24 protein-coding genes are annotated in these 25,367 nt (G+C 64.4%); 15 read left to right on the top strand and 9 right to left on the bottom strand.

Annotated elements, in window-relative coordinates; genetic code table 11:
• Window positions 1-6 precede the first annotated feature (6 nt).
• Both rfaE1 and FJ974_RS10265 read right to left on the bottom strand, forming a co-directional pair.
• Window positions 7-1,491 (bottom strand): D-glycero-beta-D-manno-heptose-7-phosphate kinase, encoded by a 1,485-nt coding sequence (gene rfaE1 / locus FJ974_RS10270; RefSeq protein WP_140537329.1) that lies wholly within the window; start codon window positions 1,489-1,491, stop codon window positions 7-9.
• A 137-nt stretch (window positions 1,492-1,628) separates the two neighbouring features.
• Window positions 1,629-2,261: a LysE family translocator gene (locus tag FJ974_RS10265; RefSeq protein WP_140537288.1), complete on the bottom strand. Its 633-nt coding sequence runs from the start codon at window positions 2,259-2,261 to the stop codon at window positions 1,629-1,631.
• A gap of 152 nt (window positions 2,262-2,413) precedes the next feature.
• Between FJ974_RS10265 and rfaD the strand changes: the two genes are divergently transcribed.
• The 3 genes from rfaD to waaC are packed head-to-tail and all read left to right on the top strand — an operon-like array spanning window position 2,414 to window position 5,315.
• A complete protein-coding gene (gene rfaD, locus FJ974_RS10260) occupies window positions 2,414-3,364 on the top strand; it encodes an ADP-glyceromanno-heptose 6-epimerase (protein ID WP_140537286.1) in 951 nt (316 codons plus the stop codon).
• Window positions 3,337-4,344, top strand: a complete 1,008-nt coding sequence (gene waaF, locus FJ974_RS10255) for a lipopolysaccharide heptosyltransferase II (protein ID WP_140537285.1) — start codon at window positions 3,337-3,339, stop codon at window positions 4,342-4,344. The genes rfaD and waaF overlap by 28 nt, the downstream gene beginning before the upstream one ends.
• A complete protein-coding gene (waaC, locus tag FJ974_RS10250; RefSeq protein ID WP_140537283.1) occupies window positions 4,341-5,315 on the top strand; it encodes a lipopolysaccharide heptosyltransferase I in 975 nt (324 codons plus the stop codon). Before waaF ends, waaC begins: the two co-directional genes overlap by 4 nt.
• Window positions 5,316-5,453: 138 nt before the next feature.
• Here the strand turns inward: waaC and greA are convergent, their stop codons facing one another.
• Entirely contained in the window at window positions 5,454-5,927 is a 474-nt protein-coding gene (gene greA, locus FJ974_RS10245; protein ID WP_140537282.1) for a transcription elongation factor GreA, read from the bottom strand.
• Window positions 5,928-6,201: 274 nt separating this feature from the next.
• On the bottom strand, window positions 6,202-6,738 hold the full coding sequence (locus tag FJ974_RS10240) for a tetratricopeptide repeat protein (protein ID WP_140537280.1): 537 nt from the start codon (window positions 6,736-6,738) through the stop codon (window positions 6,202-6,204).
• A 195-nt stretch (window positions 6,739-6,933) separates the two neighbouring features.
• Between FJ974_RS10240 and FJ974_RS10235 the strand changes: the two genes are divergently transcribed.
• The 4 genes from FJ974_RS10235 to FJ974_RS10220 all read left to right on the top strand — a co-directional run bounded on the left by FJ974_RS10235 (window position 6,934) and on the right by FJ974_RS10220 (window position 10,731).
• A complete protein-coding gene (locus FJ974_RS10235) occupies window positions 6,934-7,359 on the top strand; it encodes a DUF3775 domain-containing protein (protein ID WP_140537279.1) in 426 nt (141 codons plus the stop codon).
• Between the two features lie 16 nt (window positions 7,360-7,375).
• Complete coding sequence (locus FJ974_RS10230) at window positions 7,376-8,362, top strand: extensin family protein (protein WP_413468338.1); 987 nt, start codon at window positions 7,376-7,378, stop codon at window positions 8,360-8,362.
• A gap of 96 nt (window positions 8,363-8,458) precedes the next feature.
• Window positions 8,459-9,283: an extensin family protein gene (locus tag FJ974_RS10225; RefSeq protein WP_140537277.1), complete on the top strand. Its 825-nt coding sequence runs from the start codon at window positions 8,459-8,461 to the stop codon at window positions 9,281-9,283.
• Between the two features lie 137 nt (window positions 9,284-9,420).
• On the top strand, window positions 9,421-10,731 hold the full coding sequence (locus FJ974_RS10220) for a hemolysin family protein (protein WP_140537275.1): 1,311 nt from the start codon (window positions 9,421-9,423) through the stop codon (window positions 10,729-10,731).
• 31 nt (window positions 10,732-10,762) lie between these two features.
• On the opposite strand, the gene FJ974_RS10215 is transcribed toward FJ974_RS10220, so the two are convergent.
• Complete coding sequence (locus tag FJ974_RS10215) at window positions 10,763-11,740, bottom strand: quinone oxidoreductase family protein (protein WP_140537274.1); 978 nt, start codon at window positions 11,738-11,740, stop codon at window positions 10,763-10,765.
• A 97-nt stretch (window positions 11,741-11,837) separates the two neighbouring features.
• Here FJ974_RS10215 and FJ974_RS10210 point away from each other — a divergent pair, with 97 nt between their 5' ends.
• Window positions 11,838-12,248, top strand: coding sequence for a winged helix-turn-helix transcriptional regulator (locus FJ974_RS10210; RefSeq protein ID WP_140537272.1), 411 nt, complete (start codon window positions 11,838-11,840; stop codon window positions 12,246-12,248).
• A 57-nt stretch (window positions 12,249-12,305) separates the two neighbouring features.
• On the opposite strand, the gene FJ974_RS10205 is transcribed toward FJ974_RS10210, so the two are convergent.
• Window positions 12,306-12,911, bottom strand: coding sequence for an NADPH-dependent FMN reductase (locus tag FJ974_RS10205; RefSeq protein ID WP_140537270.1), 606 nt, complete (start codon window positions 12,909-12,911; stop codon window positions 12,306-12,308).
• Window positions 12,912-13,001: 90 nt separating this feature from the next.
• Between FJ974_RS10205 and FJ974_RS10200 the strand changes: the two genes are divergently transcribed.
• Complete coding sequence (locus tag FJ974_RS10200) at window positions 13,002-13,370, top strand: winged helix-turn-helix transcriptional regulator (protein ID WP_140537268.1); 369 nt, start codon at window positions 13,002-13,004, stop codon at window positions 13,368-13,370.
• Window positions 13,371-13,539: 169 nt separating this feature from the next.
• On the opposite strand, the gene FJ974_RS10195 is transcribed toward FJ974_RS10200, so the two are convergent.
• Window positions 13,540-13,743 carry a hypothetical protein gene (locus FJ974_RS10195; protein WP_140537266.1) on the bottom strand — a complete coding sequence of 68 codons (204 nt, stop codon included), beginning with the start codon at window positions 13,741-13,743 and terminating at the stop codon, window positions 13,540-13,542.
• A 116-nt stretch (window positions 13,744-13,859) separates the two neighbouring features.
• Window positions 13,860-14,255: an acyl-CoA thioesterase gene (locus FJ974_RS10190; RefSeq protein ID WP_140537265.1), complete on the bottom strand. Its 396-nt coding sequence runs from the start codon at window positions 14,253-14,255 to the stop codon at window positions 13,860-13,862.
• Between the two features lie 189 nt (window positions 14,256-14,444).
• Here FJ974_RS10190 and FJ974_RS10185 point away from each other — a divergent pair, with 189 nt between their 5' ends.
• From FJ974_RS10185 to FJ974_RS10170, 4 genes are all read left to right on the top strand, one after another.
• Entirely contained in the window at window positions 14,445-16,061 is a 1,617-nt protein-coding gene (locus FJ974_RS10185; protein ID WP_140537263.1) for a GMC family oxidoreductase, read from the top strand.
• Entirely contained in the window at window positions 16,058-17,272 is a 1,215-nt protein-coding gene (locus FJ974_RS10180; protein ID WP_140537262.1) for a mandelate racemase/muconate lactonizing enzyme family protein, read from the top strand. Before FJ974_RS10185 ends, FJ974_RS10180 begins: the two co-directional genes overlap by 4 nt.
• The gene (locus FJ974_RS10175) at window positions 17,269-18,186 is read left to right on the top strand and encodes an NAD(P)-dependent oxidoreductase (RefSeq protein WP_140537260.1); all 918 of its coding nucleotides are present in this window, start codon (window positions 17,269-17,271) and stop codon (window positions 18,184-18,186) included. Before FJ974_RS10180 ends, FJ974_RS10175 begins: the two co-directional genes overlap by 4 nt.
• Window positions 18,187-19,010: 824 nt before the next feature.
• Window positions 19,011-19,532, top strand: coding sequence for a hypothetical protein (locus FJ974_RS10170; protein WP_140537258.1), 522 nt, complete (start codon window positions 19,011-19,013; stop codon window positions 19,530-19,532).
• A 126-nt stretch (window positions 19,533-19,658) separates the two neighbouring features.
• Here FJ974_RS10170 and FJ974_RS10165 read toward each other — a convergent pair whose 3' ends face one another.
• The gene (locus tag FJ974_RS10165; RefSeq protein WP_140537257.1) at window positions 19,659-20,708 is read right to left on the bottom strand and encodes a CapA family protein; all 1,050 of its coding nucleotides are present in this window, start codon (window positions 20,706-20,708) and stop codon (window positions 19,659-19,661) included.
• A gap of 153 nt (window positions 20,709-20,861) precedes the next feature.
• On the opposite strand from FJ974_RS10165, the gene FJ974_RS10160 reads away from it, so the two are divergent.
• Together FJ974_RS10160 and uvrB are read left to right on the top strand one after the other, a co-directional pair.
• Window positions 20,862-22,109, top strand: a complete 1,248-nt coding sequence (locus FJ974_RS10160; protein ID WP_140537255.1) for a hypothetical protein — start codon at window positions 20,862-20,864, stop codon at window positions 22,107-22,109.
• 108 nt (window positions 22,110-22,217) lie between these two features.
• Complete coding sequence (gene uvrB / locus FJ974_RS10155; protein WP_140537254.1) at window positions 22,218-25,358, top strand: excinuclease ABC subunit UvrB; 3,141 nt, start codon at window positions 22,218-22,220, stop codon at window positions 25,356-25,358.
• Window positions 25,359-25,367 lie beyond the last annotated feature (9 nt).

Here is a 25,367-nt window from a genome sequence, read left to right as displayed (position 1 = left end):
AAATCCTCAGCTTGTGGCGCGCAGCTTGCCGATGGTGCTCGTCGTGCTCTTGCCGGCGACGAGGTCGACCAACACCACGCGCCCGCCCGCCTTCTGGACTACATCGGCGCCGACCACGGTCTCGATCGTATAATCCGCGCCCTTGACCAGGATATCCGGCAGCAAGGCTTCGATCAGCGCCAGTGGCGTGTCCTCCTCGAAGACGACGACGGCATCGACCGAGGCAAGTGCGGCCAGCACGCAGGCGCGGTCATGCTGGTCGTTGACCGGACGTCCAGGCCCTTTCAGCCGGCGCACCGATGCATCGCTGTTCAAGCCCAGCACCAGCCGGTCGCACTGGCTGCGCGCGGCGTGCAGCAGGCTGACATGGCCGGCATGCAGGATATCGAAGCAGCCATTGGTGAAGCCGACGCTCAAGCCTTCCTCCTTCCACGCCGCCACCATCCGCGCCGCGGCGTTGGCGTCCAGAATGGCGTCCTTGTGCGCCACCGGCCCATGCGAGCGGAACAGCGCGCCGGAGAGCTCCTCGACCGTCAGCCGCGCGGTGCCGCGTTTTCCGACCACGACGCCGCCGGCGGCATTGGCGATTGTAGCGGCCTGCACACGGTCGGCACCAGCGGCGAGCGCAAGCGCGAAAGTCGCAATGACGGTATCGCCAGCGCCGGATACGTCGAACACTTCGCGCGCCTGGGTGGAAATATGGCGAGCATCCTCGGCGGTCACCACGCTCATGCCCTTTTCGCTGCGCGTGGCGACGATGAATTCGAAATCATGCACCGCGATCAGGTCGCGTGCGGCCGCGACGATCTCGTCATCGCCGAACACTTTGCGTCCGACCGCCTCGCCAAGTTCCTTGCGGTTGGGCGTGACCGCGGTGGCGCCGGCATAGCGCGCATAGTCGCGCCCCTTCGGGTCGACCAGCACCGGCTTCCCGGCATCGCGGCAGATCGCGATCAGTTCGGCGGCGACGCCGGCGAGCAGGATGCCCTTGCCGTAATCGGACAGGATGACGATATCGGCGCGCATAAGCGCCGCCTGGAAATATTCGATCAGCGTCGCCCGCTCGGCGGCAAAGAGTGGCTTGATCTCCTCTTCGTCGAAACGCAGCACCTGCTGGTTGAGCGCGCTGAAGCGGCTCTTCGAGGAGGTCATGCGGCCGTTCTGCCGCAACAGGCCGTCGGTCTCGACGCCGATCTCGCTGAGCATGCGCATCAGATGGCCGCCCGCCTGGTCGGCGCCGATCACCGAAACCGGGATCGCGGCGGCGCCCAGCGAGACGATGTTGGAAACGACGTTGCCGGCGCCGCCCATGGCCAGCATCTCGCCCTTTCCATGCAGCACGGGGATAGGCGCTTCCGGCGAGATGCGTTCGATGACGCCGCTGACGAAGCGGTCGAGGATGAAGTCACCGACCACCAGGACGGTGGCGCTGCCGAAGCCGGCGATGGCGCGGTGCAAGGGTTCGGGAGAAGGCAAATGGTGCTTGATCATGTCACTGGCGATGCGCAATGGCCGGTCCCTGATGATATTCGCGGTTCGGTTCGCAGGACCGGTCGTTCATGGCGATGCCGATATACCGCAATTTAAGCCAGCGCAACTTCGCGCCGGTTTCGGCGAAAAGCGACGGATCAGGTTTTCTGCAAGGCGACGTGCACGCCCAGCCCGACCAGCACCGCCCCACCCGCGCGCTGCATCAGCCGCTGCGCGCGGCCGGAGCGTCGCAGCCGGGCAATCACCGCGCCGGCCAGGAACACGCAGGCGATGTCGGCCGACGAGAACATCAGATTGACGATCGTTCCGAGCACGACGAACTGCAGCCAGACCGGGAATGCCGCCGAGGCGTCGATGAACTGCGGCAGGAACGCCATGAAGAAAATGGCCGTCTTGGGATTGAGCACCTCGACGGAGATGCTTTCAAAAAAGGCGCGGCGGGCCGACTTCCGTTCGATGGCAGGCAGAGCCGCATCGCCCTCGGCGCGCTTGCGGAACAGGGAAACGCCCAGCCAGATCAGGTAGAAAGCGCCGACGAGCTTGACCGCCATGTAGAGCGTCGGCACGGCGTGGAACAGCACCGACAGACCGGCGGCGGCGGCAAAGACATGCACATAGCCGCCAAGATGGATGCCGAGCGCAGCCGTCAGGCCGGACCATCGCCCGCGCGCCATTGTCTGCGCAGCGGCATAGAGCATGGCCGGCCCCGGGATATAGGCGAAGATCGCCGTGGTGGCGAAAAACGCGATGAGCAGTTCCATCGAAGGCATTGCTGGTCCCTCACGATCCGCCGGACGGCGCGTGCCGACTGAAGCGGGAGCTTTGCGGCGCGACTGTGGCAATTGCCCGGGCCTGCTTTATCGACAGCCCGCAGTGCCTCCCCTATAAGGGCCGGAATCGACCAGAAAAACCAGAGGCACTCATGATCATTGTCACGGGCGGCGCCGGCATGATCGGCTCCAACATCGTCGCCGCGCTCAATGCCGAGGGGCACGACGACATCGTCGTCGTCGACGATCTCACCGACGGCCACAAGATCGCCAACCTGGCCGACCTCAGAATCGCCGACTATCTCGACAAGGACGATTTCCTGGCGCGCCTCGAAGACGGCGGCCTTGGCCGCATCGAGGCCGTGTTCCACCAGGGCGCCTGCTCGACCACCACCGAATGGAACGGCAAGTTCATGATGGAGGTGAACTACGCCTATTCGAAGCGCCTGCTGCATGCCTGCCTCGCGCTGCGCGTGCCTTTCCTCTATGCCTCCTCGGCGTCGGTCTATGGCGGCGGTTCCGAATTTCGCGAGGAGCCGGAATGCGAGCGGCCGCTCAACGTCTACGCCTACTCCAAAAAACTGTTCGACGACTATGTCCGCCGCAATGTCTTCGACACCGATCATTCGCAAGTCGCGGGCCTGCGCTATTTCAACGTCTACGGTCCGCGCGAGGCGCATAAGGGCGCCATGGCCTCTGTCGCCTTTCATCTGTTCAACCAGGTCGAGCAGGGCCAGAACCCGAAACTGTTCGGCGCCTATGGCGGTTTCGGCCCGGGCGAGCAAAGCCGCGACTTCATCCATGTCGGCGATGTCGCCGACGTCAATCTGTGGCTGTGGAAGCGCGGCGCGAGCGGCATCTTCAACTGCGGCACCGGCCGCGCCCAGCCGTTCCGGGCCATTGCCGAGACGGTGATCGACACGCTGGGCAAGGGTGAGATCGAATTCGTCGAGTTCCCCGACCACCTCAAGGGCAGCTATCAGAGTTTTACGCAGGCGGATATGTCCCGTTTGCGCGCGGCCGGTTACAATGGCCAATTCCGCAGCGTCGAAACCGGCGTCAGAGATTATGTCGAATGGCTGAAAGCCCAACGATCCTCGTGATCGGCCCCCGCTGGGTGGGCGACATGGTCATGGCGCAATGCCTGTTCTCGGCGCTGAAGGAGCAATACCCGAACGCCGCGATCGACGTGCTGGCGCCGGCCTGGGCGGCGCCCCTGGTCAAGCGCATGCCCGAAATACGCAACCAGATCGACTTTCCGCTGATGCCCGGCGCGCTCGAATTTCGCAGCCGCCGGCGCTTCGGCCGCCTGTTGCGTGGCCGCTACGACATGGCCTATGTGCTGCCGGGAAGCTGGAAATCGGCGCTGATCCCGTTCTTTGCCCGTATCCCGCGCCGCATCGGCAATCTGAGGGAAATGCGCTACGGGCTTTTGACCGATGTCGTTCCCCTGCCCGACGCGCTCAAGCGGCGCACGGCGCAGGCCTATTTCGGCCTCGCCCGCGGCGGCACTTTCCGCGCTCCAAAGCTCACCGTCGATGCGGCCAACCAGATGGATTTGCTGGCACGGCACGGGCTGGCTGCGCGAAAATTCGTCGTCCTGATGCCCGGCGCCGAGTTCGGCCCGGCAAAACGCTGGCCGAGCGAACATTATGCGGAGCTCGCCCGCACGATGATGGCGAAGGGTCTCGGGGTCGCTCTGCTGGGTTCCAGGAACGACGCCGGCGTGACCGCCGAGATCGCCGCCCTGGCGCCGGGCGCCGCCGACCTTGCCGGCAAGACGCGGCTGGAGGACGCCATCGACTTGATCGCCGCGGCGAAGCTCGCCGTGTCGAACGACAGCGGCCTGATGCATGTCGCGGCTGCCGTCGGCACCCCGATCGTCGCCGTCTACGGCTCGACCTCGCCCGAGAATACCCCGCCGCTGTCCGACCGTTCGGAGCTGATCTGGCTCGGCCTCTCCTGCTCGCCCTGCCACCGCAAGGTCTGCCCGCTCGGCCACCTCAACTGCCTGAAGACGCTCGACGTCGCGCGCGTCGCGGCTGCCGCCGACCGGCTGCTTCAGGTTGCGGCGCCAGCATGAAGATCCTGATCGTCAAGACGTCGTCGATGGGTGATGTCATCCATACCTTTCCCGCTGTCGAGGATGCGGTTCGACACCGCCCCGACTTGAGCTTCGACTGGTGTGTGGAAGAGGCTTTCGCCGGCATTGTCGCGCTCCATCCGGCCATCCGGACCATCCACAAGGTTGCGATCCGGCGGTGGCGCAAGAAGCCTTTTGCCGGGGGCACGTGGCGCGAGATGACCGGCCTGCGCAGCGCGCAACGCGCCGGTCATTATGATCTGGTCATCGACGCGCAGGGACTGCTGAAATCGGCCGTCGTCGCCAGGCAGGCCGGCGCGCCCATTGCCGGCTTCGACCGTTCAAGCGTGCGGGAGCCCTCGGCAACGCTGTTCTACGACCGCAAATACGCGGTATCCCGCGACCTGCACGCCATCGAGCGCACGCGGCGGCTGTTCGGCCTGGCGCTCGGCTATGAGCCCGATCTCTCGATGCTTGAGTCCGGCATCGTGACGCCGGTGGGCGGCCGTTCCGGCGTCGACGGCAAGACGGCTTTCCTGCTGCACGGCACCAGCCGGGAGGACAAGAAATGGCCGGCCGAAGACTGGATCGAGACCGCCAGGCACCTGGCAGCCAGGCAAATTACGCCGGTGACCACCTGGTCGAACGAGGCGGAAAAGACGGTGGCAGAGGCAATCGCCGAGGCCGTTCCATCGACCGTGCTGGTTCCGAAGTCGCCGTTGGCCGAAATCGCCGCGATCCTCGGCCACTCGACCCTGGTGATCGGCGCCGACACTGGTCTCACCCACCTCGCCAGCGCCTTCGGGTTGCCGACCGTCGCCATTTTCCTCGCGACCGAGCCTAGCCTCACCGGCCCGCGCGGGCCGTTCTCATCGACGTTGCAGGCGAAACCGGGAAGCCCGGTAACGCCAGCTGATGTGCTAGCGGAAGCAGAAAGGCTGCTGGCGCAAAGATCGAACACGCCAGCGTAGGATCTTTTCAGAATTCGCTCTGGCGAGTCGAATAGCGTGGTTTTCGAGAACCGGAGCGGAGCGTACTAAAGTACGTGAGCACCGGAAGCGCAGAAAACCGCGCTAGTCGGCCGCCAGAGTAGAATTATCAAAAGATCCTCAGATGAACTGCACCTGGACGATCTCATAGCCGCGAGCGCCGCCGGGCGCGTTGACCTCGATGGCGTCGCCGACTTCCTTGCCGATCAGCGCGCGCGCGATCGGCGAGGAGATCGAGATGCGGCCGGATTTCACGTCGGCTTCCTGGTCGCCGACGATCTGATAGGTCTTCTTTTCCTCGGTGTCCTCGTCGACGAGCACCACGGTGGCGCCGAACTTGACCTTGTCGCCGCTGAGCTTGGAGACGTCGATGACCTCGGCCCGCGCGATCAGGTCCTCGAGTTCGTTGATGCGGCCCTCATTGTGGCTCTGCGACTCCTTGGCGGCGTGATATTCGGCATTTTCGGACAGGTCGCCATGTGAACGCGCTTCCGAGATCGCCTCGATGATGCGCGGACGCTCTGCCTGCTGGCGCCAGCGCAATTCTTCCTTCAATGACGCGAACCCCTCGCCTGTCATCGGAACCTTGATCATATGCCTGACCTTTCCTGCCGCCACCCCCGCTTTCGGGAATGGCCTTGTCAATGGGTACAAAAAGAAAACGGTCCGGCAGCCTCGGGCTAACGGAACCGTCTCACCGCAATTTCCCCGAATATAGCGATCTTTGCGCGATTTTCACGTCCAAAAAATCAACTTTAGCAAAATCTCATGGCTTTCGCCGGGCGCCTAGCCCGGCAAATGCGGCAGACGACAGCAAAAAGCCGGCTGCGATCGCTCGCAGCCGGTTAGAGAAGCGTTGCAAGTCGGATCAACTTCTCAGGAAATGGTCGATCTGCTCGGACAGCATGCCGTATTCGCGCGAGCCCTTGCCGGTCCGTTTTTCGATCTCCATCAACTGCTGCTGGGCGCCGGCCAGATCGCCGATCTGCAGATGCGCCTCGCCGAGATATTCGCGCACCAGCGTGTAGTTCGGGTCGATGCGCAGCGCTTCCTCGTAATAGCCGAGGCCGACGGTGACGCGCCCGGAGTGGCGGTGCGAATAACCGAGATAGTTGAGGATGCGCGGATCCTGCTTGTTGGCGGCGAGGCTGAGCACGGCGATCGCCTCGTCGTAGCGTCCGGCCATCGCCAGATCGTGGCCTGCGTCGTAGATGTTGTCGTCATCCAGCATCCCATACTTCGGCACAGCGCATTTCTTCTTCTTTTTGTCCCAAACTTCGCCTTTCTTGCACTGCGTGGTGGTCTGAGTATCGGAGCTGCCGCCGCTGCCGGCCGCGAATGCAGGCGCTACGAACAGTGGCAGGGCGGCAACAGCCATGACTTGAACAAGCAAACGTCTGCGCATCGAAAGCCTCCATGATGAGCGTGACAATGCCAGACTAACGCCGCCTCGATCGGGTTTCATCCTGAAAAGCCGGCGGCGATCAAACTATTTTGGAGACTTGTGTAGTCAGTTTCTGCTTCTCGCGAACGGGCGTGACGTGCGCTGCAAATCCGCTATCATCGCCACCGGCGGAACGTACTACGCGGAGAAAGGTCAGTGCAGCAGCGCCTCGAGAAAGAATGGGAGCTTTCGATCGGCCCGGATACCGTGCGCCTGTTCATTCTCAAGGCCAAGGCATTGAGCGCCGCCGTCAACGAGGATTACGACGACGGCGCCGAGCACGAGATCGAGTTCGACGGCGATACGCATGACAACCATCACCATGACGGCCTCGCCGAGGAAGCCTCGGAAAACCTCACCGAAGAAGAATTTCGCGAGCTGATCAACGATCTCAATATCGATGAAGCGGCCGAGCTCGTGGCGCTGGCCTGGGTCGGCCGCGGCGATTACGACGCTTCCGAGTGGGCGGACGCGCTGGCCGCGGCGCGCGAGCGCGCCAACAGGCGCACGGCGAAATATCTGCTCGGCATGCCGCTGCTTGCCGACTGGCTGGAAGAAGGGCTGGAGGCGATCGGCGCGTGAGCGACGGTAACCGATTTTGATCGCAGCAACCCCGCTTCCAAGGCAACTCCGGCCATGCCGGCACCGTTTGCGGATGATGGCAACGCTGGGCTTTTCCGCTTTCTGCAGGGTGGCACTGCCTTTGACGGCGGCAATCTTGCTGATGACCCCGGCCATAGCCAGGCACCATCGCCCGGTACACAAAGGGCATCCGGCTTCGATTAGCCAGAGCGCCACGCCGGCACCCGAAACACCGGCGGCCGCACCTATTCCCGAGCCGCGTCCCGCTGCCAAGCCCACTCCGGGATCGCAGCCGGAGCCCGAGACGCCGGCAGTCGCCCCGACGCCGCCGGAAAAACCGTCCGAGTTGGAGCCGGAACCGCCTGAGACCGCGCCGCAACCTCCGGAAAAACCGGCCAAGCCGGAGCAGGAGAAAATGCTTCCTGATCCGCGTTCCGCCGACCTGCCAGCCGATAAAATGCCTGACGAAGAAGTGGCGTGCCGCGCGCGGCTGAAGGCGCTCGGCGTCGAATTCGAGGAGCACAAGGCTGAGCATGATGCCGAAATCGGCTGCTCGATTCCCTACCCGATCGTTTTGAAGACGCTTGGAAAATCCATCGATGTCGGCCCCGGCGCCGAACTCAACTGCCAGATGGCCGAGGCAGCAGCGCGCTTTGCCGCCGATGTCATCCAGCCGGCGGCGAAGGCCGAATTCGGCGCCGACCTGAAATCGATCGGCCAGGCGTCTGCCTTTGTCTGCCGCCCGCGTCATAGCCCGGGCAAACTGTCGGAACATGCCTTCGGCAACGCGCTCGACATCGCCTCCTTCAGCCTTTCGGACGGCACGAAGATCGAGGTCGGCCCGGCGCCGCCGGAGAAGGACGGCAAGTTTCTCGACGCGGTACGCAAGGCCGCCTGCGGGCCATTCAAGACCGTGCTTGGACCAGGCGCGGACGCCGACCATGCCATGCATTTCCACCTCGATCTCGAGCCGCGCCGGCACGGTGGGACCTTCTGCCAATGATCGCCGCAATTCGGCCCCAGGCATGAATGCCGGCACTGACCTTTCCTTTACCCTTGCTCACTAGACTTGTCCCATCCGGGGACAGGATGCCTTTCGATGGCCGGAAGATTTGTCGCCATGCTTGCCGTGGCGCGACAAAACAAGGCTGCGCGCCTAACCGCCGTCAGGCTGGCGACGGCGCTTGCCGTCGCTTCGGCATCGGCCTGCACCACTGGCGACGTCTTCTCGCTGCAGCCGGCCGTCGATGTCGGCAACCAGACCGCGGCGGTGCCTGAGGTGCCGCAATATTCCGGCATGCAGCGGCTCGTTCCCTCCAATCCTTATATGACCCAGGCCGCCTATCCGCGCATGGATGAGCCGATGCCGCCGGAAGAGCAGATGCCGGCCGGCGAAATCGACTGCCGCAACGAGCTGAAGCGGCTCGGCGTCGTCTACACCGACGTGGCGCCGATCCACGAAGGCCAGTGCGGCATCGACTATCCGGTCAAGGTCTCGGCCGTCGGCAGCGTCGAAATGAAGCCCGCCGCCACGCTGACCTGCAACATGGCGGCGACCTTCGCCGCCTGGACGAAGAATGAACTCGTTCCGGCCGCCCGCTGGCGCTATTTCTCCGGCGTCAGGACAATCCACCAGGGCTCGAGCTATTCCTGTCGCAACATCGCCGGCGAAGGCGTCCTGTCCGAGCACGGCAAGGGCAACGCGCTCGACGTCATGAGCATCGAGCTCAACAATGGCGACGACATCGACGTGCGCAAGCCCGGTCTGTTCGCTTTCCGCACCCGCGGCTTCCTCAACAATGTGCGCGCCGACGGCTGCCAGTATTTCACCACGGTGCTCGGCCCCGGCTACAATTACGATCACCGCAACCACTTCCATTTCGACATCAAGAACCGCAAAAACGGCTATCGCGCCTGCCGCTGAAGGGCTTCGGAGGCGAGGCCGATCCGTCTGTCCAGACATCGACGCGGCCGATTATGACGCTGACGGTTCGTCTGTCATGCTCCGAAAATAACGACCGACTATTTTCGAATGCACTGCAGCAATGCTATTGACCCGGCATGCTTTACGTTGAAATCGCCGTCGTGGCCGTCCTCATCTGCGTGAACGGCCTTTTGTCGATGTCGGAGCTCGCCATCGTCTCGTCGCGGCCGGCCCGCCTCAAGGCGATGATCGACCGCAACGTCAACGGCGCCGGCCGCGCGCTGGCGCTCGGTTCCAATCCCGGCAAATTCCTGTCCTCGGTGCAGATCGGCATCACGCTGGTCGGCGTTCTCTCGGGCGCTTTCTCCGGCGCCACGCTGGGTGAGCGATTGGCGCAATATCTCGCCTCGATCGGCGTCCGCGAGAACATCGCCGACCCGCTCGGCGTCGGCATCGTGGTTGCGCTTATCACCTATGCCTCGCTGATCGTCGGCGAGCTCGTGCCGAAGCAGATCGCGCTCAAGGATCCGGAGCGCGTCGCCGTCCGGGCGGCACCGGCGATGACCATCCTTGCCACCGTCTCGGCGCCGGTCGTCTTCCTGCTCGACATTTCCGGCCGCGCCGTCCTTTGGCTGCTCGGCCAGGGCGGCGAGACGGAAGAGAAGGTCACCGATGAAGAGATCAAGATGCTGGTCGCCGAGGCCGAGCATCACGGCACCATCGAATCCGACGAGCGGCGCATGATCGCCGGCGTCATGCGGCTTGGAGACCGCGCCGTGCGCGCCGTGATGACGCCGCGCACCGAGGTCGACTGGATCAATCTGCAGTCCGACGAGGCGGCCATCAAACGGCTGCTGATGGAGACGCAGCATTCGCGCCTGCCTGCCGGCGACGGCAATGTCGATGCCATGGTCGGCGTCATCCAGACGCGCGACGTGCTGGCTGCCCTGCTCGCCGGCAGGGTGCTGGATCCGCGCCAGCATGTGCGCGCCGCTCCCATCGTGCATGACCAGGCCGACGCGCTCGACGTGCTGGCCAAGCTGAAGGAATCGGACGTGCCGATGGCGTTGGTCCATGACGAATACGGCCATTTCGAAGGCATCGTCACGCCGGCCGACATACTGGAAGCCATCACCGGCGTTTTCCGCTCCGATCTCAATGCCGGCGAGGAAGAGAACGCCGTCAAGCGCGAGGACGGCTCCTGGCTGCTCGCCGGTTACATGCAGGCCGACGAGATGGCCGAGGTGCTGGGCATCGACCTGCCAGAGAACCGCGACTACGAGACCGTCGCCGGCTATGTGCTGTCGCATCTGCACCATCTGCCCGCGACCGGCGAATGCGTCGACGCCCAAGGCTGGCGCTTCGAAGTGGTCGACCTCGACGGCCGCCGCATCGACAAGCTGATCGCGACGCGACTGCCGGACGGGCATCGCCCGGTGGCGCGGTGACGGCTGGCACGTTCTCGCCGAAACCGGCCCGCTACGGGATAAGCACAACTTTGCCGGTCGACCGGCGCTCTTCGATCAGCCGGTGCGCCTCGGCTGCCTGATCCATCGGGAAGCGGTCGCCGATCTCAATCTTCAGCCGGCCGTTCGCAACCAGTTCGAAAAGCTCCGACAGGCTCGCCTTCAGCACATCGGGAGACAACAGCGGCAGCAGCGCGAAGCCCTTGAGCGATTGATTGCGGCCGATCATCGCTTCCAGATCGGGGGAGGAAAGCGCAAATCGGCCAAGTGCCGCGAACACCAGTTCGCCGCCGGACGAAAGCACTTTCAGGAAATCGCTGGTCATCGACCCGCCGACAGTGTCGTAGACCGTATCGAGGTGGCGGTTCGCGGCATCCTTAACCCCAGTCACCCAATCTGCGGCACGATGGTCGATTGCTGCTTCGGCGCCAAGCGACAGGGCGAGGTCGAGCTTGGCCTTGCCGCCGGCCAGCGCGATGACGCGGCGGGCCCCCTGCCCTCTTGCCAACTGGACAAGCAGCGAACCAACGCCTCCGGCGGCAGCCGGAACCAGCACCGTTTTGTTCGCCGCCGGGCTTTGCCGCAGCAGATGGAAGGCCGTCAGCCCTTGCACCATCAGGGCACAGGCCTCTTCGAACGAAACCGCGTCCGGCAACGGCACGGCCAGCTCGGCATCGATCGTGACATACTCGGCATAGCCGCCGAACGGCCGTGCCAAGACAAACAGCGGTGCTGCGACGCGCCTTCCCAGCAGCCGCTTGTCCACGCCCTCGCCGACGGCCTCGACGATGCCGGCCGCCTCGACACCCGGAAACATCGGCAGGCTTGGCGTAACCGCGTAGCGGTCCGCCCGCATCAGCACCTCGAAAAAATTGATGCCGGCAGCTCCAACCTTGACCAGAACCTCTCCGGCTCCTGCAGCGGGTGTTGGAACGTCGACGATTTCGAGCACCTCTGGACCGCCGAAGCGGCTGAACTGGACGGCTTTCATGGCAGGCTCCGATGGCTATGGCACCGGCCGCCCTTTGCCACTATCTGCGCGGTTGCCGCTACACACTCATTTGTCCGCTGCTCACCAGGAGGTGACCATGACCCAATCCGGCAAGAAGAGGGCAATGAAACGACTGCCGATGTTGCCGGCGGAGCGCGCCTTGAAGGTGATCTCGGGTCGCTGGAAGGCGGTGATCCTCTATCACCTCTTCGATGGCCCGCGACGGCTCTCGGCGCTGAAGGCGCTGATGCCGGGCATCACCCAGAAGGTGTTGATCGAGCAGTTGCGCGAGATGGAGGAACACGGGCTGGTCAGCCGCGAGATCTTCGCCGAGGTCCCGTCGCGCGTCGAATATTCCGCGACGCCGCTCGGTCTCAGCCTGGAGCCCATCCTTCTGGCGCTTTGCCAATGGGGCCAGCACCATGCGGATGAGCTTAACGAGAAGGATCGCCTGGCCGACTGTATCATCAGACCAAGACAGCTCGCCGAGGCCGCTCCCGGACATTGAAAAAGGGGCGGCGCAAGCGCCGCCCCATATGCTTGGGAGGATATTCCAAAAAGCCGCTCAGGCAGCCCGGGCTTCCTCGTCGATCACGTCAGCCAGGCGCGCCGCCTTCAGCACCTTTGCCCACCAGGCGACGTCATTGACCAGCGCGGCGGCGGCCTGGTTCAGATGCTCGAGGTCCTCGAGCTTCTTGTCGCCCTGGCGCACGGCGAGGAAATCGCCCCAGGCGATGTGGACGGCTGACTTCACCGGCGCCATCTGCAGCTCGACGGCATGCAGCCGGAGCTGTTCGATGGCACGCGAACCGCCGACGCTGCCGTATCCGACAAAGCCGGCCGGCTTTTTGTTCCACTCATTGGCGGCGTAGTCGATGGCGTTCTTCAGCACGGCCGTCGGGCCGTGATTGTATTCGGCGGCGGTGAAGATGAAGCCGTCGAACTCGGCGACCTTCTTTTGCCAGCGCTGCGCCACTTCGTTCTGCGAGGGCGCCCAGGCGGAGGACGCGACCTCGTCGAAGAACGGCAGCGGGAAGTCGCGCAGATCGACGATCTCGACGTCGATGTCGGCATGCGCCTTGGCGATCTTGGCGATCCACTGCGTCGGGACGTCCGCGAAGCGGGCGGCGCGCGTCGAACCGACGATGATGGCGATTTTGGGTTTGGACATAAGGGGCTCTCCTTGCGGGAATTGCTGGTATCGTTTGGATACCGGCGCTATATGTGATACTGACAAAGCGACGCGCAAGGAGGCACGTTTTTGTTACTGAGGCACCCGCACAACACCGAAGACTGCCGCGCCGTGTCGGAGATCCTGCAGCGCGTCGGCGACAAATGGACCGTTCTGGTGGTCGGCAAGCTGGGCGGTGGTCCGATGCGCTTCAACGAACTGCGCACCGCCGTCGGCGGCATCTCGCAAAAGATGCTGACCACCACCTTGCGCGGCCTGGAGCGTGACGGCTTCGTCACCCGAAAAGTGTTTCCGACCATCCCGCCGCGCGTCGATTACGAGCTGACGGAGCTTGGGCACGAGCTGCTCGTGCCTGTCGGCGCGCTCGGCGAATGGGCACGCAAGAATACCGAACGGGTCAAGGCCGCGCGCGCGAGATTCGACAGCGCAATGGCCTGAAGCCCGTACGACACAAAGGTTTCAGAATTTCGCAGCATAAGGTCGGCCGGCTCTCAGCCAACCTCTGGCTTGCTCGGAAACGCTTTTCGGATGCCGCGGCTGGAGCTTGCCCTCGACCTGACAGGTAATCGGCAGCCCGGCGCGATGCCGGTGACCTAACAGCGATCGCTCAGGCGTTTGGCGCGACCTTGTCGCATGGTGCCCGGCCGCACACTTCACAGCCCTCGCCCGGCACCTTGGCGCTCCTGTTGTCGTGGGAGCAGAGGGTATGCGGAATGTCTTTCCTGACTTCGCTATAGGCCGTTGCGCCGAGCAGGCACACCATGGCGGCAAGGGCTGCCGCAAGGCAGCCGTTCAGTATATGTTGACGCATTGTCTTTTCTCCAACCCTGACAGAATCGAGCGTGGAGGCAACCACTGGATGTCGCCCGGCGCATTCCACCACGCGGGCGTTGTTACAAAACCGCGAGTTTGGAGAATCGGCCTGCGTCAGCTCTCCGCCGGAACCGGCTTAGGCTTGCCCTCGCTGTCGAGCGCCACCATGACGAAATCGGCATGGGTGACCTTCTCCATCAGGTCGGTGAGATAGCGCTGCGCCCAGGCCTCGACCTTGAGCATCATCGAGGTGCGGCCGACTCGCTCGACATGGGTATAAATGCACAGCGTGTCGCCGATCTTCATCGGCTTGGCGAAGGACATCTCCTTCACCGCCGCCGTCACCACGCGGCCCTTGGCGCGCTCGGCGGCGCGGATGCCACAGGCAAGGTCCATCTGCGCCATCACCCAGCCGCCGAAGATATCTCCGGCGGCGTTGGCGTCGGACGGCATGGCGAGCGTCCGCAGCGTCAGATCGCCAAGCGGTTTTCCGTCCGCGTAATGCACCATGACAAGGTCCTCGAAGCTGTTGTGCCTGATCCCGTAGCAATGCGGTTGCCACGTCGCAAGCTTTGGTGAAAGCCAAAGTCCACCGTTTGGCCGGTCGCTTTTTTCACAAGGCATGCCGGAAGCCCCGGCGACGCGGCGAGCAGGCAATGTCTAGGGTAAGCGCCGGATTTCGGAGCGCGCCCGCCCATCATGCAGACTTATGATTTCATTATCGTCGGCTCCGGCTCCGCCGGTTCGGTCGTCGCGGAAAGGCTCTCGGCTTCGGGCCGCTTCTCGGTGCTGGTGCTGGAGGCCGGCGGCAGCGATCGGCGCTTCTATGTCCAGATGCCGCTCGGCTACGGCAAGACCTTCTTCGATCCGGCCGTCAACTGGAACTACAAGGCCGAGCCCGATCCCGGCCTCGCCGGCAGCGCCGACCACTGGCCGCGCGGCAAGCTGCTCGGCGGCTCGAGCTCGATCAACGCCATGGTCTATATCAGGGGCGCGCGCGAGGATTTCGATGCCTGGGCGGCCGCCGGCAATCCGGGCTGGAGCTATGCAGATCTCCTGCCTTCCTTCAAGGCGCTGGAGGACAACGAGGCCGGCGCCGACAAATGGCGCGGCGTCGGCGGTCCGTTGCACATCACCGATTGCTCGAACGCGGTGCATCCGCTGACCAAGCGCTACCTCGTCGCCGCCCAGCAAGCCGGTCTGCCGTTCAATCCGGATTTCAACGGCGCCTCCCAGGAAGGCGTCGGCATCTATCAGATCACCACCAGGAACGGCCGCCGCATGTCCGCCGCGCGCGCCTTCCTGCGCCCGGCGATGAAACGCCGCAACGTCCGTGTCGAGACCAATGCGCTGGCGACGAAGCTCCTGTTCGAGGGCAAGCGCGCCGTCGGCGTCGAATATGAGCAGAACGGTGAGACGAGGACGGCCCGCGCCGGCCGCGAGGTGATCGTGTCCAGCGGCTCGATCAATTCACCGCAACTCCTGCAGCTCTCCGGCGTCGGCCCGTCGGCGCTGCTCGGCAGCGTCGGCATACCCGTCATCCAGGCCAACGAGAATGTCGGTGCCAATCTGCAGGATCATGTCGGCATCAACTACACCTTCAAGGGCAGGCTGCCGACGCTGAACCAGGTCCTGCGCCCGTGGTGGGGCAAGCTGCGCGTCGGCATGCAGTACATTCTCACCCGCTCCGGCCCGCTGTCGCTGTCGATGAACAATGCCGGCGGCTTCTTCCGCACCGACCCGGCCCTCGCCCGGCCGAACATGCAGCTCTATTTCCAGGCCTTCTCCACCGTCATTCCGAAGAACGGCGAGCGCCCGATCCTGACGCCGGACCCATGGCCGGGCTTCTCCATCGGCCTGTCCAACTGCCGCCCGTCGAGCCGCGGCGAGATCATGATCCGCTCGAAGGACCCGCGCGACCATCCGAGGATCACGGCCAACGCCTATTCCACCAACCACGATGTCGACGAAATGCTCGCGGCGGTGAAATTCGTGCGCACGATCGCCTCGATGCCGGCGATGGCCGAAATCATCGAGGAAGAGGTTTTGCCGGGGCCGTCGATCAAGTCCGACGCCGACCTCGTCCAGGATTTCAGGAAGCGCTCGGGCACCGTCTATCATCCCGTTTCGACCTGCCGCATGGGACCGGACGCCTCGCGCGCGGTCGTCGATCCGCGGCTCAAGGTGCATGGGCTTCAGGGCGTTCGCATCATCGACGCCTCGATCTTCCCCGACAACATCACCGGCAACACCAACGCCGCCTCGATCCTGACCGGATGGAAGGGCGCCGATCTGGTTCTGGAGGAACACAAATGAAGATCACCGACGTCAAGACCTGGGTTGTCGGCAACCCGCCGCCCGGCATCGGCGGCAAATATTTCATCTTCGTCAAGCTCACCACCGACGGCGGCGTGGTCGGCTATGGCGAGGCTTACAATGCGACCTTCTCGGCACATGTCACCGCCAGCATGATCGAGGACATGGCCGAGCGTTATCTTGTCGGCCGCGATCCGCACGACATCGAGAACTTCTTCCGCCGCGCCTATTCCTCCGGCTTCACCCAGCGCCCCGATGTCTCCGGCATGGGCTGCTTCTCGGCGCTTGAAATGGCCTGCTGGGACATCATTGGCAAGGAAGCCGACAAGCCGGTCTATAAGCTGCTCGGCGGCCAGGTGCACGAGACGCTGCGCTCCTACACCTATCTTTATCCGCACACCGGCAGCGTCCATTCCGAGGACGCGCCGAGCGGCAGGAACGTCTACAACGACCCCGAGATGGCCGCCGCCTGCGCGCTCGAATATGTCGAGCAGGGCTTTAACGCCGTCAAGCTCGATCCAGCCGGTCCCTACACCGCCTTCGACGGCCACCAGCCGCGGCTGCTCGACATCGATATTTCCGCCAGCATGATCAAGGCGATCCGCGAGGCGGTCGGCACCAGGGCCGACATCCTGTTCGGCACGCATGGCCAGTTCACCGCTTCGGGCGCCCTGCGGCTCGCCCGCGCCATCGAGCCCTACGATCCGCTCTGGTTCGAGGAGCCGGTGCCGCCGGATATGCCCGAGGTGATGGCGCAGGTCGCCCGCGCGACCTCGATCCCGATCGCCACCGGCGAACGGCTGACGACGAAGTTCGAGTTCGCCCGCGTTATCGAGAACCGCGCTGCCACCATCCTGCAGCCCGACCTCGGCCGTTCTGGCGGCATTCTGGAAACCAAGAAGATCGCCGCCATGGCCGAGGCCTATCACATCCAGGTCGCGCCGCACTGCTATTGCGGCCCGATCGTCGGCGCCGCCAACATCCAGCTTGCGGCGACGCTGCCCAATTTCCTGATTCTGGAATCGCTGAAGCAGTGGGACGGTTTCCACGCCACATTGCTCAAGAAGAAGATCGAATGGCAGGACGGCAATGTCATTCCGTCGAAGGAGCCGGGCCTCGGCGTCGAGCTCAACGAGGATGTCTGCGACGCGCACCCCTACTCCGGCAAGGACCTGCATTTGCAGATGATGCAGACGCCGCTGATGCCGTGAGCGAAAGCTACGCCTTCATCGGCCTCGGCCAACTCGGCGGCAACCTTGCCGCCAGCCTGTTGCGCAACGGCTTCGCCGTCACCGTCTTCGACCGCGATCCGGCCGCGGCCGGGCGTCTCGTGGCGCTTGGCGCAGCTGCCGCGAGAAGCCCGGCCGAGGCGGCTGCGCGTGCCGGCAATGCCATAACTTGCCTGCCCTCGCCGAAAGTCAGCGAGGCGGTGCTTGCCGGGCCCGACGGATTGCTGGACGGCCTGCCCAAGGGCGGCACCTGGATCGAGATGTCGACCAACGGCCGCGACGAGATCCTGCGGCTGGCGGCGCTTGCTTTGGCAAAGGGTATCGAGACCCTGGAATGTCCCGTCACCGGCGGCGTCCATCTGGCGGCAGTTGGAAAGATAACCGCGCTGGTCGGCGGCGACGCAGCACTTTACGAACGGCACCGCCCGGCCATCGAGGCGATGTGCGCCAGATCATTCCTGATGGGCCCGGTCGGCTCGGCGGCGGTGATCAAGGTCATCACCAACATGCTGGCCTTCATCCATCTCGTCGCCGCCGGCGAAGCGCTGATGCTGGCCAAAAAAGGCGGCCTCGATCTCGCCCAGGCCTACCACGCTATCGTCGCCTCGTCCGGCAACAGCTTCGTCCACGAGACCGAAAGCCAACTGGTGCTGAACGGCTCTTATGACATCGGCTTCACCATGGACCTGGCACTGAAGGACCTCGGCTTCGCGCTTCGTATGGGTGAAGAATCGGGCGTGCCGCTTGAACTGGCGTCGCGCGTCAACGCAATTTTCGAGCGGGGCAAGGCGGCCTATGGCGGCGACGCCTGGTCCAGCCGGATCGTTAAGCTGCTCGAGGACGCCGTCGGCACGGACCTGCGCGCGCCCGGCTTCCCAGCCCGGCTCGAAAAATAGCCGGCGAATTTTTAGCCAGCTATTCCAGCGATTTAGCTGCGGCCTTGGAATCAGACGCTGAAGCACTTGATTCAACTTCTCAGCCCAGGGGTGGACGGCGGCGGCGTTGGCGGGGGGCAGGCTGTCTAACGGTTTTGTCCGACAAATTCCCGGCATCGGTCCCCGATAATCCCGCTATCCACAGGCCCGCAGGCATTCCGCAAACCCCTTATCCGACGTACATTCAACCCATCTCAGGCGGCTACCGAACGCCCCAGCCGAAAGGCAAAAGCGCAAGGCGGATTTCCTGAGGCCCGTACGGCCCGGAACGAGATCAGGTTCGCCTGTTGGAGGGACGGATGCCGAGACCTACGGGGCCGCGGAAAGCGTGCGAACGCCGACGGCGGACCGATGCTGCCATGAAGGCCCGGTGAAGACCTTCGATGGCACGCTGAGCAAAGCTCGCGAGAGCGGAAACCGGCGTGGTCTGGAACGGGCGCTGTCCTCGGGCGGCGACTGGCAGGACCGTCAAAATCAAGGCCGGCCTGGCGCGACGACTTTACGGAAGTTGCTGCCGAGATTGTGTCCTGATCTGACAGGGAGGCGCTGGGAGAAATCCCGGCGCCGACTGTCTTTTGATCCGTCGCACACGCTAGTTCCCCGCGGTGCTGTTGGCGTCCCGGGTCAGGTTGGCATTACGATTACTGATGCTTTTCGGCCACAGTCAAAAGGCCAAGCAATCTTCCGTAACGCTCCGTCATGCAGATTTCACGGCGGCGGCCAAATCCCGCCTTGTTCCGCGGCGATGGATTGTCGTCGGGGGACAATTCCGAAGGGACAAGACCGTGATCAAGACCGCCCTTGTCGCCATGACCATCGTCGGCTGCGACTGCGACGCCAAGCTTTGCGAATACATCGGCGAGACGCCGGCCAAATGGGCGACCATCGCCGACTGCGAAGCGGCGATGAAGAGCCAGATGCTGCACCAGCGCAATTTCAATTATCCGCTGGTTTCCGGTATCTGCCGCACCAAGGGCTCGGCATCGCCCGCAGAGCTTGCCGCGAAAGCCTCGCGGCCGGAGCTGAAGCCGGCCAGGCGCGTCGTCGAGACCACCGCGCCGCTGCCGCCCGAGCTCAGCCACCGTCCAAGCATTCCGGTCGGCGCGCCGGCGACGGCGAGCGAAACGGAGGCCGCAAGACCTGTCGCCTACGAAACGGCGGTCGATGGCGGACGCGCCGTGCTCTACCGCACCAGGACCGGCTATGCCGTGGTCAGGACCGATCTCGGCCGCGCCGCCTCCGCGACCGTCGACGTGGCGAAGCGGTCGGCGAACTGGCTGGCGGGGCTGCTGCCGAGCGGTCTCTAGGCAATTCCAGGAAAAGTGCGCAGCGGTCAGGCTCGGCGAGTTCGCCGTGCCTTCCGTCCAGAATTGCCTAAATAAAACTTGGAGCTGATCAGCCGAAAACTCGCCAGCGGCCGCAGCGACCGGCAACTAGATCTGCCCGGTTTGAAAGATCGCATCCAGCCGCGCCGCAACCCGCCGCTTCACCACCCCTTGCAGCGCCTCCACCGGCACCAGCCGCTCGTGACCGCCCGCGGCGAGCCGCATGAAGAAATGCATCCGATAGGCCGCGATCGTCCCGCGCGTGGCGGCATCGGCGCTGATGTCGACGACCAGGACTGAGCCTATGCGCCCGGGCCATGGTTGTCTGGCAAGGGCGGTACCGAGGAAATCGCCAAGGCCATAGGCGACAAGGCTGTCACCGATCCGTTCGACCGGCTGCACGACGTGGGCATGGTGGCCGGCGATCAGCCGGACGCCGTGGCCGGCCAGTTGCCTTGCCAGCGCCCGTGTCACCGGCCGCGGAAAATGCCGGAACTCCCAGTCCCAATGCGGCACCGCGCAAAGCAGATCGACGCCTGCGCCGACTTCGCTTGACCATTGAGCCGGATCGCCGCTCATCGACACGCGCTCTCCAAACACCGCTTCGCCGGCATTGCGCCAAAGCGTGAAGGCGGCGAAGCCGATCGTCAGCGGCCCGATAACGAGGTGCTGGACAGGCCCGCCGGCGGCCGTGCCGATGCTGCGGATGCCGAGCCGCGCCAGCGCCGAGACCGTCTCGTCAAAGCCGGCGACGCCCTGGTCGAGCACGTGATTGTTGGCGAGCGACAGCACGAGTTTGTCGCGGGCGATCCCGGCAGCCGCCAGCGCGTCAGCCAGAAAGCGCTCGCGCATTGCATGATGGGTGCCGAGCCGCGTGCCCAACACAGCACTCGGTCGCTCGACGATCGGGCTCTCGCAATTGCCGACCACTAGATCGGCGGAAGCCAACAGCGCCGCAATCGCCGAGTCACATTCCGGCGGTATGCGATTGGCGACGGCCGAGATGTCGCCGACGAAGGCTAGCCGCACCGCCCGCGCCGGCGGCGGATCCATCAGAACAGCCGCAGGCGCAGCGAAGCCGCTGCTGTCGCCGCCGAGCGACGGCTTCAGAAAACACGGCAGCCATGACAATTTGTAGGAGAGTGGATAATTCGACACGCGAGGCCCGATTGTTTGCCTTGTGTAGACCGTCCGCCGGATCGATTGAAGCGCCCATTCCCACGCATCAGCTCCCTAGGGTCCATCAGGACTGCAAGCGCGGCGGACCGAATGAGTGTATGGTCACGGCAGGATTGAAAAGGGGAGGACATGATGAGACATTTCAGCCTGCTTCTGGCATCCGCTCTCGGTCTGCTCCTGCCGCTTGCCAGCGCCACGGCAGCGCCGGACCCAGCCGCGCTGTTCGAGGCGAAGACCGTGGCCGAACGCAACGCCGCGCTCGCCACGCTCGAGGCCGCGGCGCCAGGCGATCCGGCATCGGCCTACGCCGCCGGCGCCGGCGAATTCTTCACCGCGCTGGAGATCCTCGCAAGCGGCCTGCACCGGCACGGCTTCGAGAGCCCGCAATCCTTCATGCTGCCGCTGATGCGGCTGCCGGTGCCGGACAATCCCAATCCAGAGCCGCTGACCTATGAGGAATTCCGCGCCATTCTCGTCGCTTTCCGCGATCGGCTGGAGAAATCCGCCGCCACGCTCGGATCCGTCCCCGCCAATGCCGACATCGGTATGGTGCTCGATCTCACCCGTGCCGGCATCGATCTCAATGAGGACGGCAACATCGCCCCGGACGAAAGCTTCGCCGCGATCATCGCCGCGCTGTCGCGCAACGGAGCGTCGGATGGACCGGTGCCATCGCTCACCTTCCGCTTCGACCGCGCCGACGGATATTGGCTGCAGGGCTATGCCGAGTTCCTGATGGCGCAAGCCGATTTCTGGCTGGCGCATGATTTCAGGAACATGTTCGACGGCTCGTTCCATATGCTGTTCCCGCGCGCCAAACTGCCGCTGCAGGATGCGCTCGTCCCGCTGGACGGCGGCAGCAGCGGCGGCATGCTGGCATCCGAATGGCGCATTGCCGACTTCGTCTCGCTGGTGCACCTCGTCAACTGGCAAGTGGTCGAACCCGAGCGGCGACAGGCGGCGCGCCGCCATTTGCTGGAGATGATCCGGCTGTCACGCGAGGACTGGAAGGCGATCCGCGCCGAGACCGACAACGACCGCGAATGGCTGCCCGGCCCGCAGCAGAAGGGCGAGAACCCGCTCACCGGCCTCGAAGTCGGCGAAGAGCAGGTGCAGGCCTGGCTCGCCACCTTGACCATGGCCGAGGACCTGCTCGAAGGCCGCGTGCTCCTGCCGCATTTCCGCATTACAGGCAAAGGCATCAACATGAAGCGCTTCTTCGACGAACCGAGGCCTTTCGACCTCGTGCTGTCGATCACCGGCCCGGCCATCACGCCCTATCTCGAGAGTGGAAAGATCCTCAGCAGCGACGATTTCGACCAGATCCAGCGCGAGTTCGGCGGCGCCGGGTTTTTGACCTTCGCGCTGTGGTTCAATTGACCAGTGTGACGCCGCTGCTGACAGCCTTCTGTCAGCAGCTTCGGCGGCCGCCGCCCGCCTATTCACTCTGCTCTTTCCATTTCGGCCGAGTCCTCCCATATTCGGGACATGGCCAAACTTTCTGACAAGAAAACGCCTTCGACGGCGCAAGATGGCGCGCCGAAACGGCGCAGCCCGCTGACCGAATTTCTCGACGCCGCCGAACCGCTCGAGCCGAAGGGCTTTTCCGAGGCGCCGCAAAGCGAGTTTTCCGGCGCGCCGCTGACCGGCTCGATTTCCGATTGGGCCGGCCAGATCGAACGCGAGGCCGAAAAGCAGCCGAAGGCAAAGGCGCCGAAGAAGATCCCCGAACGTTCCTCCGCCCCCGGTCGCACGGCGCGCGGCACTTCGATGGGCGGCGCGGCGTCGGCCAAGGAGCGCGCGGCCGCCGGCCTCAACCCGGTGCCCGGCCTCGACATCAGCCTCGAAGATGCCGAGTCGGTTTCGTCGAGCGGCGTCACCGCCACCGTCGCCGCGCTTTCGGCGCTGATCGAATCCGGCAATCCGCTGCACAAGGATGGCCAGCTGTGGACGCCGCACCGCCCGGCCCGGCCCGAGAAGTCGGAAGGCGGCATCGCCATCAAGATGGTGTCGGATTTCGAGCCGGCGGGCGACCAGCCGACGGCGATCAAGGATCTGGTCGAGGGTGTCGAGCAGAACGACCGCACCCAGGTGCTGCTTGGCGTCACCGGCTCCGGCAAGACCTTCACCATGGCCAAGGTGATCGAGGAGACGCAGCGTCCTGCCCTGATCCTGGCGCCCAACAAGACGCTGGCCGCGCAGCTCTATGCCGAGTTCAAGAAGTTTTTCCCGGAGAACGCGGTCGAGTATTTCGTCTCCTATTACGACTATTACCAGCCGGAAGCCTATGTGCCCCGGACCGACACCTATATCGAGAAGGAATCCTCGATCAACGAGCAGATCGACCGCATGCGTCACTCGGCGACGCGTTCGCTGCTGGAGCGTGACGACGTCATCATTGTCGCTTCGGTCTCCTGCATCTACGGTATCGGCTCGGTCGAGACCTATACCGCGATGACCTTCCAGATGCAGGTCGGCGACCGGCTCGACCAGCGCGCGCTGCTCGCCGATCTCGTCGCCCAGCAATACAAGCGCCAGGACATTAACTTCGTGCGCGGCTCCTTCCGCGTGCGCGGCGACACGATCGAGGTCTTCCCGGCTCACCTGGAAGACCGCGCCTGGCGCATCTCGCTGTTCGGCGACGAGATCGAGTCGATCACCGAATTCGATCCGCTGACCGGCCAGAAGACGGGCGAGTTGAAGAGCGTCAAGATCTACGCCAACTCGCACTATGTGACGCCCCGCCCGACCTTGAATCAGGCTATCAAGTCGATCAAGGAAGAGCTCAAGCACCGGCTGGCCGAACTGGAACGGGCCGGCCGCCTGCTGGAGGCGCAGCGACTGGAGCAGCGCACCCGCTTCGACCTGGAAATGCTGGAGGCCACCGGCTCCTGCGCCGGCATCGAGAACTATTCGCGCTATCTCACCGGCCGCCAGCCGGGTGAGCCGCCGCCGACCCTGTTCGAATATGTACCCGACAATGCGCTGATCTTCATCGACGAGAGCCATGTCACCGTGCCGCAGATTGGCGGCATGTATCGCGGCGACTTCCGCCGCAAGGCGACGCTGGCCGAGTACGGTTTCCGTCTGCCGTCCTGCATGGACAACCGGCCGCTGCGCTTCGAGGAATGGGACGCCATGCGCCCGCTCTCGGTCGCCGTCTCGGCGACGCCCGGCGGCTGGGAGTTGGACCAGTCCGGCGGCGTCTTCGCCGAGCAGGTCATCCGCCCGACCGGCCTGATCGATCCGCCGGTCGAGGTGCGTCCGGCCAAGACCCAGGTCGACGATGTCGTCGGCGAAATCCGCGAGACGACCAAGGCCGGCTACCGCACGCTGGTGACGGTGCTGACCAAGCGCATGGCCGAGGACCTGACCGAGTACCTGCATGAGAACGGCATCCGCGTCCGTTACATGCATTCCGACATCGACACGCTTGAGCGCATCGAAATCCTGCGCGACCTGCGCCTCGGCGCCTTCGATGTACTGGTCGGCATTAACCTTTTGCGCGAAGGCCTCGACATTCCCGAATGCGGCTTCGTCGCCATCCTCGATGCCGACAAGGAAGGTTTCCTGCGCTCGGAAACGTCGCTGATCCAGACGATCGGCCGCGCCGCCCGCAATGTCGACGGCAAGGTCATCCTTTATGCGGACCAGATCACCGGCTCGATGGAACGGGCGATGGCGGAGACCAACCGCCGCCGCGAGAAGCAGATGGAATGGAACGCCGCCAACGGCATCACGCCGGAATCGGTCAAGTCGCGCATCGCCGACATTCTCGACTCGGTCTACGAGAAGGACCACGTCCGCGCCGACATCTCGCAGTTCACCGACGATGCCGGGGCGATGATCGGCAACAATCTGAAAACCCATCTCGAGGCGCTGGACAAGCAGATGCGCGACGCCGCCGCCAATCTCGACTTCGAGAAGGCCGCCCGCATCCGCGACGAGATCAAGCGGCTGCGCGAGATGGAGCTTGCCATATCCGACGATCCGCTGGCGCGCGAGGTGGAAAGCCAAAGTCCCGCCTCGGGCCGTGAAAAGGGTAAGCACAACAAGGGCGTGGCCAGACATCGTACAGCCGAAGAACAGGAGCGTTTCCGCAAACTCGATGAAGCACGTGCCGCTGAAGAGGCGGCCAAGGCTGCCCGGCCCAACCTCTTCCGCAAGCCGGCGCTGGACGAGATGGGCGCCGATGGCGCCGTGCCGGTGAAGAAGCCGCTCTTCGCCAAGCCCTCACTGGACGATATGGGGCCTGGCACCGACATGCCGACGCCGTCAGGCGCGGTATCGCGCTCGCTGTTCAAGAAGCAGAGCGCGCAGGAGGCGCACGGCTCGGATTTCGGCATCCCGGGCGACCGCAATAAGTCCCTGTTTAGGAAGAATTCGCTCGACGAGATGACGGTGCGCCGTACCGAAAAGCCGGTCGAGGGAACGAAGCCGGCGAAGCCGCAGTCAATCTCCCCCCAAGTGGGGGAGATGTCCGGCAGGACAGAGGGGGGCGCGAAGGAACGCAGCGATTCCGACAAGCCGATTGTGCGCCAACGGGCCGGCATCGGCTCCTACGAGGATTCGGCCGAGGAGCGCCGTCAAAAACGCAGGCCGAGTAAGACCGGGCGACCGGGAAGCTAGCACGTTGTT

It is taken from the genome of Mesorhizobium sp. B1-1-8, assembly GCF_006442795.2.
Lineage (GTDB): Bacteria > Pseudomonadota > Alphaproteobacteria > Rhizobiales > Rhizobiaceae > Mesorhizobium.
The sequence above is the reverse complement of the archived record's forward strand: the minus strand, read 5'-3'. Positions and strand labels throughout refer to the sequence as shown.